The 12,872-nt window shown below is 41.6% G+C and carries 13 protein-coding genes; 7 read left to right on the forward strand and 6 right to left on the reverse strand.

The features are described from left to right. Nucleotides 1–72 precede the first annotated feature (72 nt). Nucleotides 73–213 carry an entericidin A/B family lipoprotein gene (locus CUR83_RS06280; RefSeq protein ID WP_071001446.1) on the reverse strand — a complete coding sequence of 47 codons (141 nt, stop codon included), beginning with the start codon at nt 211–213 and terminating at the stop codon, nt 73–75. A 261-nt stretch (nt 214–474) separates the two neighbouring features. Between CUR83_RS06280 and CUR83_RS06285 the strand changes: the two genes are divergently transcribed. Continuing rightward, nucleotides 475–1,035: a tRNA (cytidine(34)-2'-O)-methyltransferase gene (locus CUR83_RS06285; RefSeq protein ID WP_284719315.1), complete on the forward strand. Its 561-nt coding sequence runs from the start codon at nt 475–477 to the stop codon at nt 1,033–1,035. A 92-nt stretch (nt 1,036–1,127) separates the two neighbouring features. On the opposite strand, the gene CUR83_RS06290 is transcribed toward CUR83_RS06285, so the two are convergent. The 4 genes from CUR83_RS06290 to tusD are packed head-to-tail and all read right to left on the reverse strand — an operon-like array spanning nt 1,128 to nt 2,707. After that, nucleotides 1,128–1,487 (reverse strand): TusE/DsrC/DsvC family sulfur relay protein, encoded by a 360-nt coding sequence (locus CUR83_RS06290; RefSeq protein WP_071001448.1) that lies wholly within the window; start codon nt 1,485–1,487, stop codon nt 1,128–1,130. Then, entirely contained in the window at nt 1,484–1,813 is a 330-nt protein-coding gene (locus CUR83_RS06295) for a hypothetical protein (RefSeq protein ID WP_071001449.1), read from the reverse strand. The genes CUR83_RS06290 and CUR83_RS06295 overlap by 4 nt, the downstream gene beginning before the upstream one ends. Nucleotides 1,814–1,866: 53 nt before the next feature. Beyond that, entirely contained in the window at nt 1,867–2,190 is a 324-nt protein-coding gene (locus CUR83_RS06300; RefSeq protein WP_071001450.1) for a hypothetical protein, read from the reverse strand. Nucleotides 2,191–2,242: 52 nt separating this feature from the next. After that, nucleotides 2,243–2,707, reverse strand: a complete 465-nt coding sequence (gene tusD, locus CUR83_RS06305) for a sulfurtransferase complex subunit TusD (RefSeq protein WP_284719316.1) — start codon at nt 2,705–2,707, stop codon at nt 2,243–2,245. A 678-nt stretch (nt 2,708–3,385) separates the two neighbouring features. On the opposite strand from tusD, the gene glnE reads away from it, so the two are divergent. The 6 genes from glnE to CUR83_RS06335 all read left to right on the forward strand — a co-directional run bounded on the left by glnE (nt 3,386) and on the right by CUR83_RS06335 (nt 11,966). Continuing rightward, nucleotides 3,386–6,250, forward strand: coding sequence for a bifunctional [glutamate--ammonia ligase]-adenylyl-L-tyrosine phosphorylase/[glutamate--ammonia-ligase] adenylyltransferase (gene glnE / locus CUR83_RS06310; protein WP_156770946.1), 2,865 nt, complete (start codon nt 3,386–3,388; stop codon nt 6,248–6,250). Between the two features lie 583 nt (nt 6,251–6,833). Next, nucleotides 6,834–7,763 (forward strand): branched-chain amino acid transaminase, encoded by a 930-nt coding sequence (locus CUR83_RS06315; protein ID WP_071001452.1) that lies wholly within the window; start codon nt 6,834–6,836, stop codon nt 7,761–7,763. A 106-nt stretch (nt 7,764–7,869) separates the two neighbouring features. Beyond that, the gene (locus tag CUR83_RS06320; protein ID WP_071001453.1) at nt 7,870–8,706 is read left to right on the forward strand and encodes a glycosyl transferase; all 837 of its coding nucleotides are present in this window, start codon (nt 7,870–7,872) and stop codon (nt 8,704–8,706) included. Nucleotides 8,707–8,779: 73 nt separating this feature from the next. Beyond that, nucleotides 8,780–9,646, forward strand: a complete 867-nt coding sequence (locus tag CUR83_RS06325) for a glycosyltransferase (RefSeq protein WP_284719317.1) — start codon at nt 8,780–8,782, stop codon at nt 9,644–9,646. 65 nt (nt 9,647–9,711) lie between these two features. Beyond that, nucleotides 9,712–10,791, forward strand: coding sequence for a glycosyltransferase (locus CUR83_RS06330; RefSeq protein ID WP_071001455.1), 1,080 nt, complete (start codon nt 9,712–9,714; stop codon nt 10,789–10,791). Nucleotides 10,792–10,856: 65 nt separating this feature from the next. Further along, nucleotides 10,857–11,966 (forward strand): glycosyltransferase, encoded by a 1,110-nt coding sequence (locus tag CUR83_RS06335; protein ID WP_071001456.1) that lies wholly within the window; start codon nt 10,857–10,859, stop codon nt 11,964–11,966. Between the two features lie 66 nt (nt 11,967–12,032). Here CUR83_RS06335 and CUR83_RS06340 read toward each other — a convergent pair whose 3' ends face one another. Continuing rightward, nucleotides 12,033–12,800, reverse strand: a complete 768-nt coding sequence (locus CUR83_RS06340; protein ID WP_284719318.1) for a hypothetical protein — start codon at nt 12,798–12,800, stop codon at nt 12,033–12,035. Between the last annotated feature and the right edge of the window lie 72 nt (nt 12,801–12,872).

Here is a 12,872-nt window from a genome sequence, read left to right on the forward strand (position 1 = left end):
TAAAGAATTCGTGACCAAAAAAAAGGACTTACAAAATAGTAAGTCCCTCAAAAAATCTAAAAAAAGCAGACCTTAGATTTTATCTTGTACGTCTTGTGCGCTGCCAGTTACAGCATTTCCGGCGCTTGATACGTCTTGGCCAAGGCCTTTAAACGTGTTGCAACCAGTTAGAACAAACATAGCAGCTAAAGATGCGATGATTACTTTTTTCATAATAGTATCCTCAAAGATAAATGAATGGTTATAAATAACAACAGTGACGCTAAGTATCCTGTTCAAGCTTCACTGAAGGGGTATTGGATGAGACAGTCATACATAAATGCTATCTCGCTATCCATTACAGACATCATAGTGAAAGTTAAAAACCCTGCACAGTATCAAAATGTAATTATTGGCAGTAAACTGTAACTTTTAATTACCTATCGCTCATAAATTTAAATAACAGAGCATCGACTAGTTGTGGAGTAAACAAATATGACCATTCATATCGTGTTGGTCGCCCCAAAAATGCCGAGTAATACTGGCAATATTATTCGACTGTGTGCCAACAGCGGCGCGCAGCTGCATTTAGTCAGACCGCTGGGGTTTGAGCTTGATGACAAAAAACTACGCCGCGCAGGCCTTGATTATCACGAATATGCACATTTGCAGGTGCACGAAGATTGGGCTGCAGCGAGGCAAGCCTTGCAAGCCGCCGACTGCCATATTGTCACCGCATTGACCACCAAACTGAGCAAACCATTCTATGATTATGATTTTGGCGGGCAAGCAGACAGTGAAAAACCTGACAATAAAACCATGCCCAATATCGCGCTGGTATTCGGTTCTGAGACAGCAGGTCTGGCAGATGATATACGAGAAGATATCGGTGCTGATAATTGGTTGAGATTACCAATGTTGGCTGATTCGCGCAGTCTCAATTTATCCAATAGTGTCGCCATATGTTTGTATGAAATATGGCGACAGCAAGGATTTTTGGGTGATGAAGGACGAAGTGTCGGTTATGAAACGCTGACAGTCTACGATCCGAAATAGCGATCCAAAGTAGCGATGTACCAAATGAGTCGATGATATGACTTATTCATCAGTGCTCACTTGGTAAGCAGCTACAGTTAAAAAAGACACTTTTATAGGCAATTGGGCGGCTTGGGTAGTCCAGCTAGACGATTGACATGGCGCGCAACCAATCCTGTATTAAATAGCTGTTGTAGTTTTTGATTGCTAATATCGTACCCAGGCAAAGTTTTCTGTAGCCATTTAATCAATGGGCGAGTCGCTGGCGCATGATTAAATTTGACAAAAAACGCGCGCACTTGCTGCAAGATTTGTAAGTGCTCACTCGTTAGGCTGACATCTAGCGTGTCTGCTAGTTGTTGTGCGATAACAGGTGTCCAAATCGTATGGTCACACAAATGCCCATCTTGATCTAATGCAATATCGGTCGATGCTGTGGCAGTATGAGTTGTCGTAGAGGTATGAGTCGTCATAAGGCAATCGTCACCACTTTATCAAACTGACTATCCTGAGATAGGCTAATCCATTCTTCATCCGTTAAAATATCAGTCAATTTGCTCTCTAAATTTAGCTTGCCAGCAGTGTTAACTGTCAGCTGCGATATATCATCGGCTAATGCATAAATACCTGCAATACCATCTATTTCACTATCATTCAAATAGGCGTTGAGCCAGTCAATAAAAGCGGCTGTGGTGCCAAGTAAGATAATACTGTCGCCAGTACGCCAAGTGCGAGACATCTCTTCAGCACTGCGCCTGAGGGTATCCATCGTGCTGTGTAATTGATATAAAGTTGCCATAACAGTGTCCAAGTGTGTACTTTATTATTTTATAAGTCTGATTATATTGCCAATTAAAAAGTTAAAATCTGCTCAAAATCTTGCGAGCGGATCATTTCTGGCACCAGCATGAGCTGTGAAGTCAGATCTACTGGCAGCATCCCAATCACCCAACCACTAAAGACATCATCAGGTAGCCAAGCCGCTGGCATGTCGTAAAGATCAAGCGACTGAATCATACCGTGCAAACGTGATTCAGGCTGCATCAATAAGCCAAAAACAGGTGCATCCAAGTACAGCTGCACTTCATGACCGAATGTCGCTAATGTCAGTGCCAGAGCGCAGCCTTCGTAGCTTGCTGCTTCGGTGGGTGTATGCAGCTGGATTAATAATCTCATCATGTATTCCTAAATATATTTATCGCAGGCTAATGTCGTAATGGGTACGCTATCAAAACTGTATTAAGCGGCAGCCATCCTGCATCATCAGAGCGAGCTCACTGAGTCCCACCAACGTAAATCCTGTCGCCAGATTGTCACCATCAAGCTGATGGCGGGTACTGTTATCTGTGTCACTCACACCGCGGCTAAGAGCTGTGCTAACACAAACAGGCAGTGGCAACTGATATTGTTCAGCCAATATTTGCCATTCTTTGGTCAAATTCATTTGATCAGCGGACTGCCAGCGTAGCCGATTCGCCAGATGCGCCGAATCCCCATAAAAAAAGACATTGAGCAATGGCCGTTTGGTGATAGGATTGTCGATGTCTTCTTTATTGACGATATCGTCTGCATGACTATCGATATTATGATCAGCTGATGCGCTCTTAAGATACGCGCGTGCATAACGTAATGCTAAATGCGCTAATGGGTGACTAGGATCAGCGGTAATGAGTAGTAGCGGGGTAGTAGTCATAGGGGACAGTATCACATATTATAAATAAGCGTTTGAAGAGTGTTATAAGGGTGAGACAATATTATTGAAAGGCTATAAATGTTTTGTGTAAAGTAATCTAATCGATTTATAGTCGAGTTTTAGGGCGTGTTGAACATTCGCAAATAGGCACTGCTGATCGCTAAAATGGTTCCAGACAAGGCACAAAGCGACGATAATGCAGATGCCTTAGCGAGATTTGTAACGCAGTATGGGGCAATTTTAGCATCAGCCCCAACGATAAAAGCAGGGGACAGGACTCTTTTTTGCCGCTTCATCGTTAAAAATAAGCGCTTAGAATGACTAAACTTATTATTTTTAACATCGAATCGCCTAAAAAATAGTCGCTGTCAGTGCCATGGTCGAATGTTCAACACGCCCTAATATTTCTTAATACCATTGAGTCAAAACGCTATTTTTATTGAGTATAAAGGTGCGCTGCAATGAAGCTGTCTCAAAGCATTTTGATTAAAGATGTTTATGCTACCATAAAGCGACTCAAAGCAAATAGAGTCACTGTTACTAAACAGGGCTTTATGTTTTGTAATGATATATTGAGTATGTTCATCTGATGCTGTGACTGTCTCGTAAGAAAAAACAATAAACTTATGAGTTGGGTTCACGTAGTCTTACCATTCTATGTAAGGAGTTTTTGTCACTATGTTACCTGCTATGCCCTCACGTATGAACAGTGGTACAGATTATCAGCCGACAGCAGAGCAACTGCAAGTACTGCAAACAGCCAGTGAGTTTGCTTATCAAATTTGGGAGAGCCGAACGGTTTCCTGCCAAACATTTTTGCGTAGCTACCCACTGAACAGTACGCTGACTCGTCAGCAAATCGATGATCTGATACAAGATTATACGCTAGATGAAAACTATCAACTCGCCGATGAAACGAAAGTCATGAGTGGCTTACGTAATTTGCGTAAGCTGTTAATGATGCGCTGGATTTGGCAAGATGCCTTGCAGATGATTAGTCTTGAGCAATTGACTGATGAGCTATCAGAGTTTGCAGGCGGTTGTATCTCCTTTGCCAAGGACTATACCTATCAGCATTTGATTGCTAAATACGGTGAGCCAACCTTTATCAATGAACAAGGCAATGTGCAGATCGATGATATGGCCATCATGGCCATGGGTAAGCTTGGTGCTCAGGAACTGAATTTATCGAGCGATATTGACCTAATATTTGTACATCAAGCGCGCGGCGAAACCAATGGTGACAAGGCAAAGGGCACGCGTAGCATAGACAATAAACGTTTTATGACTCGTCTGGGTCAAGGGATTATTAAGCTGCTTGATAATAAAACGGCTGACGGCTTTGTCTTTCGGGTTGATATGCGCTTGCGTCCATGGGGTGATGGCAGTGATTTGGCCATCCATCTCTCAGCGTTACAGAAATATTTTGCGTTGCATGGACGCGCGTGGGAGCGTTTTGCTTGGTTAAAAGCACGAGTCGTTGGGCAGATAGATCAGCCATTTTATGATGCGATTCAGGCGCTAATCAAACCATTTGTCTTTCGCTATTATGTGGATTACAGCGCGTTTTCAGCACTCAGGGAGATGAAGTCGCTCATTCAAAATCAAGTTGCACAGCGTGAAGATCTAGACAATATTAAGCTTGGCGCGGGCGGTATCAGAGATATTGAGTTTATTGTACAAGCGTTTCAGCTGATCTACGGTGGTCGGCATCCTCAGCTACAGGTAAAGCCTTGTTTGGAGGCGATGCAAGTGTTGCGTGAGCTTGGATATCTAGAGCAGATTACCTACGATAACTTACAAGCCGCGTATCGGTTTTTGCGTCGACTTGAACATGCGATTCAAGCCATTAACGATCAGCAAACCCAAAGACTGCCGCATGATGCTTATTGGCAGCATAATCTTGCAGTGACGCTTGGGTTTAATGATTGGCAGGCATTACTGACCCAATTAAATGCTCATCGAGACAATGTGAATGTGCCATTTGAACGTATGGTGACAGAGCGTCAAGTACCTGACAATGATGATACCGATCTAGAGCCTGAGCATTTAGAAGCGCAAATCAAGCGCTTAAATGAGGTACTAACAAAAGAAAATCGCGAGTTATTGCAGAATTTTTGGCAATCAAAGATGGTTGCCAACCTCAGCGAGGAGGCCCGAGAGCGCTTAGATGATGCGTATCCTGTCATTGTCCATGCGCTATTAGCCCATCAAGAGCAGCAAAAACTTGCCAATGCTGCCTTACCGCGATTGATTGCATTGCTTGAAGCCATTTGCCGACGTTCAATCTACTTGGTCATGATTGCAGAAAACCCCAATGCAACGATTGAGCTGATTCCGATGCTCTCGGCAAGCCCGTGGATTGCAAAAGAGTTGGCACAGTATCCTGTATTGTTAGATACCTTTTTACAGCAACACTATCGCCACCTGCCAGATAAGCCTGAGCTGCGTGACATCCTGCGCCAACAGCTATTGCGTGTCGAACCCAATGACGAAGAAGAGCTACTGAGTGTCCTGCGACTGTTCAAGAAAAACCAAGTGTTGGCTGTGGCTGCCAGCGATGTGTTGGCTGAGCGTCCAATCATGAAAGTCTCAGACTCACTGACTTATATTGCTGAAGTGGTACTAGAAGCCGCGCTAGAGCGAGCGTTTACCGAAATCGTCAACCGCTATGGCTATCCTATCGGTCAAGATGGCGATCCAGTCACTGAGGCTGACTGTGGTTTTGCGATCATTGGCTACGGTAAACTGGGTGGTTTAGAGCTCTCGTATTCTTCCGACTTGGATTTGGTATTCTTACATAAGATAAAAGAGCAGGGCATGACCACTGGTGAGAAGTCAGTCAGTGGCATGAAGTTTGCCGCACGTCTGGTACAAAAGCTGATGAATTATCTCAATACCCAAACGCGAGATGGTAGGGCATATGAGATTGACATGCGTCTGCGTCCGTCGGGCAACGCTGGCATGATGGTGGTATCTTGTCATGCCTTTGAAACTTATCAAATGGACAAAGCGTGGTCATGGGAGCATCAAGCACTGGTGCGCGCTCGGGCGATTTGTGGTGACAGACGAGTGACTGCGCGCTTTTGTGATATTCGCCGAGATGTGCTGGCGCTGCCGCGGACGTTAGAGCAAGTACGCTCTGAGGTCACCAGTATGCGTATCAAAATGCAGAAGCACTTAGGCACCAGCCAGTGGCAACAGCAAGCGGGTAAGTTTCAACTCAAACAAGATGCAGGCGGCATTGTCGATATTGAATTTTTGGCACAGTTTGCGGTATTGGCTTACTCACATGAGCATCCAAGCTTGACCAAATGGAGTGATAATGTCCGTATTTTTGAAGAAGTTGCTTCACTTGGTATTTGGGAGGAGCAAGTTTGTCAGGCATTAACAGATGCTTATCTTAGAATACGTGCTGCGACTCATCAACTGGCACTATCAGAGCAATCATTATTGGTCGATGAGTCGCTTTGGCAAGAGACACGCGCACTGGTACAAGCGCAATGGCAGCATCTAATGGGCGTAAAATCTGTCAAAGAGTAATAGAGTAATTTTGAGATTTGTTTTTATTAAGGCCTTGCTGATAACCAAAGAGGCGCTTAAACTGTAAGGCCTTATGATAATTAAAAACCGTAATTAAAAACTATAGGGTCTCAAACCAAAAGATTTCATTTGCCAATACGGCCAGTGATATAATCGGTCACACATCATTATAATACAGTCAAGTGTTCGTCATAATGAAGCGGTATTTGAGCAATAAAAATGAACGCTGCAGTATTATCACACGATGTTGATCACTACTATTAGGGCGTGTTGAACATTCGACCATGGCACTGACAGCGACTATTTTTTAGGCGATTCGATGTTAAAAATAATAAGTTTAGTCATTCTAAGCGCTTATTTTTAACGATGAAGCGGCAAAAAAGAGTCCTGTCCCTGCGGGCTGATGCTAAAATTGCCCCATACTGCGTTACAAATCTCGCTAAGGCATCTGCATTATCGTCGCTTTGTGCCTTGTCTGGAACAATTTTAGCGATCAGCAGTGCCTATTTGCGAATGTTCAATACCCCCTAAATAAAACCTACTTAAAAAAGTTAGACGTTAGCGCTAGCATAAGGACTATAAAATGAATATGGCAACACAAGACGGTAAGCTTTGGATGAATGGCACAATAATTGAACAACCAGATGCCAACGTTCATGTGCTTACCCATAGCTTGCACTATGGCATGGCTGTGTTTGAAGGCGTACGCGCTTATCAAACAGCTGACAACCGCACCGCTATTTTTCGTCTAAAAGAACACACCGAACGTCTACTTGGTTCAGCGAAAATCTTTCAAATGGACGTGCCGTTTGATGCGGCCACGCTAGAGCAAGCACATAAAGATGTGGTCAAGCAAAATAACTTAGCAGAAGCTTATATTCGTCCGCTTATTTGGGTAGGTGCAGAAAAGCTTGGCTTATCTTCGCGTGATAACAGTATCAATGCCATGGTTGCTGCTTGGCATTGGGGCGCATATCTTGGTGAGGAAGGTATCAAAAATGGTATCCGTGTAAAAACCTCATCATTTACCCACCACATGACCAATGTGACCATGTGTAAAGCCAAAGCCTCGAGCAACTATCCTGTCTCTATCATGGCCAATCAAGAAGTCACCCGCAATGGCTATGACGAAGCCATCCTAATGGATCCACAAGGTTATGTCTGCCAAGGCGCAGGCGAAAACTTGTTTTTGGTCAAAGACGGTGTGCTACATACGCCAGATCTGGGCGGCGGCGCGCTTGATGGTATTACTCGCCGTACTATCCTTCAGTTCGCGGCTGATCTAGACATCAAAGTTGTTGAGCGCCGTATCACTCGTGATGAGTTCTACTTAGCAGACGAGATCTTTATGACAGGCACCGCTGCTGAAGTGACACCTATCCGCGAATACGATGATCGTACTATCGGGAATGGCGGCCGCGGACCATTGACTGAGAAACTCCAAACTCTATATTTTGATGTGGTTCATGGTCGTAATGAGAAATATATGGATTGGTTAAGCTTTATTGACTAATAAAGTCGTTAGTTTAAAGACCAAAAAGGCTGAACATAATTGTTCAGTCTTTTTTTTATGCTAATATAGCCATCATATTTATTCTTAAGATTAAAGTGAGCAGTCCATGCCAATAGATTCTAGTACAGTAGATAATAAAAATATCAAACAAATTATTTGTATTAAATGGGGTACAAAGTACGGGGCTGATTACGCCAATAAACTGTATGGCATGGTATCTCGCAATATTACGCCACCGTTTCGTTTTGTCTGTTTTACTGACGACACTACTGATGTACGTCCTGAGATTGAATGCCAAGAATTACCGCCTTTAGATGTCACCATGCCAACCAACACACTTGGCAAGTGGCCAAAATCACGTTTGTGGGGTGAGAAGTTAGGTGATTTGACAGGGACAGTATTATTTGTAGATTTGGATGTGATTATAGTAGATAGCCTCGATCCTTTCTTTGAGTATGGCGAGCCGGACGATGTTATTTTGTCTTATAACCCAAGTAACCCGCTAGAGCGCCTCGGCCAGACTTCTTGCTTCCGCTTCCAGGTAGGGTCGCTTGTCTCACTACAAGAAAAATTCAAAGCAGATCCACAAGGCATCGCGGACAAATATCGTTTTGAGCAGCGCTTTGTGACGCGTAACGCCCCAGGCGGTGTCAAGCTGTTTCCAAAAGCATGGGTTGCGCACTTTAGACGCAAATGTCGTCAACCGTTCCCACTTAACTATATCAAAGAACCAAAGATTCCTAAAGGTGCTCGAATTGTTATTTTCCCTGGCGACTTATATCCTACACATGCGATCGAAGGTAGATATAATAAAAATGCTGCTAACAATGCCAAAGATCATTTAAAAAGATTAGCTGAGCCCAAAAATCTAAAAAGACCGCTACGTCACTTGCGTCATTTTATCTTGCCAGTAGGGTGGATCGAAAAGTACTGGAAAGAATAGGTCCCATTATATATTTGAGTATTATCGCATTGCATTAGCAAAGATAAACATTAGTCAGTGAACGGATAAAATTATGAATACAGAAGATACTATTAAAGTCTTTGTTGGTTGTGACCCAAATAACTGTGATCTAGAGCAGATGATGGTATTAGATTATAGTATTCATAAACATACCAGTGTACCCGTTGAGATAGTATGGATGCAGCTGTCACGTGATCCTAATAGCTATTGGTATTCTAATCCTGAGACTGGAGAGGGTTGGAATACCACTAAATGGTCAACGCCTTTTTCAGGCTTTCGCTGGGCAATTCCAGAGTACTGTCAATACTCTGGTCGTGCCATCTACATGGACGCTGATGTCATTATTTTAGATGATTTGGCAAAGCTGTGGCACCATCCTATTGAAGGACAGTCTGTTGTAGCTGCTAAGACTAATGCGGATATGACTCGATTGTGTACATGCGTATGGGATTGCAAGGCGGCAAAAAACATTGTCCTACCAATTAAAAAACTCAGGAAAGATCCCAAAAGCCATAAAGAAATGATGGCTGTATTTAAAAATAATAATCAGCTCATTGAGCCTTATCAGGATAGTTACAACTGTATAGATGGCGAAAACTTAGCGTTAGAAGATATTAGGATTTTGCATTATTCAGATATGGGTACGCAGTTCAGTCATAAATATTCATTACCTAGAGTCAGTGAAGAAGGTATCGAGCACTGGTTTGACGGTGAAATAATGTCGCACCCGAGGCAGGATTTATCTGAGGTTTTTGATGAATATTATAACGAAGCACTTGCTGCTGGATACGATTTAGACAGTTATAGGGTGGAACCTTTTGGTCATTTTCCTAAAAAATCTCAAGAAGGTTATACCGGTAATAAGGTGACTCGTCCACACGCTTCTAAATCATTTTTTTCGAAGCTATTTAAACGCTAGTTTTTTAATGAAGCAATGATAAGCCTTTCTAAGAAAATGAAAAATTACTCCATAGGTTATCGTGTATGAAGCAGCATAAAAAAACAGTGTTACTCGTTATTAATTGTCTACAGGGCGGTGGTGCGGAACGTGTCGTATTAACATTGGGGCAAGGGTTTTATGAATTGGGCTATGAAGTACATATTCTAAGATTTAAGCCGTTAGTACAATATGACTTAAGTCCGAATCTTAACTACCATGTACTTAAGTTTAAGCCGTATAAACTTATACCAGGGGCACAAAGACGTGACCAGATTTTTGCACGTGCTGTTGATAAATACGTGTCGAAAAATATCGGTCAGCCTGACATCATACTGTCCAACTTAGATCGTGCCGATAGTATACTAAGTAATAGTAAACTGCCTAATATCACTTATATTATTCATAATACAGTATCACTACTCTATAAGTTTAATAAAAATCACGACGCTGAGCAGTTAAAGCAAAGAATGATAGATATATATGCCAAGCATCCTTGTGTGTGTGTCAGTGAAGGCGCTCAAAAAGATTTTATTAAGAGCTTTGGTCATATTACGCCAACCACTGCCATTCATAATCCAATTGATAAAGAGAGTATTCAAAAGCAGGCTAATGCTTTTGTCCCTGACTACCAAAACTATATTATCCATGTGGGTAGCTTTAAAGATGCCAAGCGTCATGATGTATTGGTAAATGCTTATGCAAAAACAGATCAATCTATGCCTTTACTGCTCTTGGGTCAAGGTAAGCATAAAGGTGAAACAGAGCGACTGGTAACAGAGTTAAGCCTAGAAGACAAAGTGATATTTTTAGGATTTCGTGATAATCCCTTCCCTTATATCAAAAATGCGCAGTTTAAGATACTGACCTCTGACTGGGAGGGTTTTGCTTTAGTTATTGCCGAAGCTCTTGTGCTAGGTACTCCTGTTATCAGTACCAACTGTCCATCAGGCCCAAGTGAATTACTACCAGAACGTAACTTAATGCCGATGGGCGATGTTGATGCCATTGCCGCAAAAATGCAGCAAGCGATGAGTAATCCGCAAGCGTTTCATGCGCCATTCGATGAAGCGCTGCTACCAGCCAAAATAGCAGAAAGATACGTAGAATTTACCCAAAATCTTTAGCTGGTAAAACAGTTGGGCCGCTACATCTCTAAGTCTAAATATTTATTTTTAAGAATACTTAATAAATGATTGATAATACTACAGAAAAAAAAGACAATTCGAATAGTAAAGAAAAAGTGCTATTGGTTATTAACTGCTTGCAAGGTGGCGGTGCAGAACGTTCGGTCTTGACGCTGGGACAAGGTTTTCACGAGTTAGGTTATGATGTCCATATTTTACGCTTCAAATCCAAAGTAGCTTATGAGCTCAATGATGATATTACTTATCATCAACTAGACCTAAATGATTATAACTCTATACCTACTAAAAGTCTTAGGTACTGGTATTTTGCAAAAGTATTAGACAGATACGTGCTCAAAGAGATTGGTACTCCAATATTGACGCTAGCGAATTTAGATAAAGCCGATATGGTCTTGCGCCATAGTAGTCTGCCCAATATTGCACACGTAATTAGAAATACTATTTCTAAAAAAATTGAATTGTTTAGAAGCCAAGGCAAAAAAGCAAATGATAAAAGATTAAGCAATATATATTCTCGGCATCCTTGTATATGTATTAGTAAAGGAGTCGAAAAAGACTTTCAAGCTACATTGGGTGTGATGAATACAACGACAATATACAACCCGATTGACCAAAGACAGATTGTGCAATTGGCATCAGAGTTTGAGCCAGAGTTTGACAGTTACATTATTCACGTTGGTAGTTTTAAGACTCAAAAAGCTCATGAAGTATTGATTAGAAGTTATGCAAAGACTCGGAAAACATTGCCACTTCTATTATTGGGTGAAGGTGTATTGCTAGCGTCAATGAAAGAGCTGGTTACTTCTTTAGGTTTGGATAACCGTGTACATTTTTTAGGTTTTCAAAAAAATCCATATCCTTATATCCAAAAAGCACAGTTTATGGTTTTGTCATCAGTCTTTGAGGGATTTGGACGGGTTATTGCTGAATCACTGGCTTTAGGGACACCTGTTATCAGTACAGACTGCCCATCGGGTCCAAGTGAGTTGCTACCACCACACAACCTCGTCCCTGTGGGAGATATTGATACATTAGCTAAGAAGATGGATGAAGCAATGGAGAAGGCTGATACATATCAGTCCTCGTTTGACAAAGAGTTATCACCAATTAATATTGCTCAACAATATATAGATTTTATGAGAACTAATGGTTAGACATTACTCGGTTGCAGCCTTGATAAAAGGTGTAGGGTGTAGTCGTGTAGTAATATATGAAATAGACTAATCCAACCACCATTTAGACCAATCATCTCTGTGCAACTGCCGTAGAGTAGCAAAAGCACTGTCATTATTCTGCAGTTTTTCAAACACTGCCAGTAACATGGTCGTGGCCAATTTATCAACTTTCTGAAATTTATTATAGCGTTTTCGCATATTTCTCAAGCTATCATCGGTGCCGATACGAAAATAAGTAAGACCATCGTACAGAGGCAAGTCACCAGCATAAAGCATATCGGTTTTTTCAGTTAGCAATGGCATAGATTCAGCATTAGTGGATAACTGCAGAAAGTTTTTGGTTTCATAAGTACGTAAAGTATTCATTAGAGTTACGACATTCATCAAGATAGCTGCTCTATGAGTATTGTTTGAATGATCAATAAACGTATCGCAAGCAGAGACAATCCAGCGCAACGACAGATGTGTCAATAAATAGTCGCTCTCTGCTTCCCATAGTCTTTCAAATTCAACGAATGTTTTATCTATTTTGTACTTACGGCGCATTAGTATAATAAGTGTGTTGTGATAAAAGCAGAGCTCAGACTCACCAAGCGATTTGTATTTCAAGTTATTCAAATGGTTTTCTAAATCTGTACTTTTACGCTCATTAGTTAATGCTTCAATATCACACATTGATTCAGTAATGGTTGTTGCTTTCATCTCATCAAAGCTTCTATCATTATAGGTTTTGATAATCTTACCCGCATTCAATCTTTTTTCGCTTCGAAAGATCAATATCAATTTTCTCTGCCAACTTGAAGGTGTAGCCATGTTATCAAAATCCTTTAAAAATATATAAAGATATTAGCGCCCTAATCTCTATGATATAAGCCTTAGATCATT

Source organism: Psychrobacter pocilloporae (genome assembly GCF_029872915.1).
In the GTDB taxonomy this organism is placed as follows: domain Bacteria; phylum Pseudomonadota; class Gammaproteobacteria; order Pseudomonadales; family Moraxellaceae; genus Psychrobacter; species Psychrobacter pacificensis.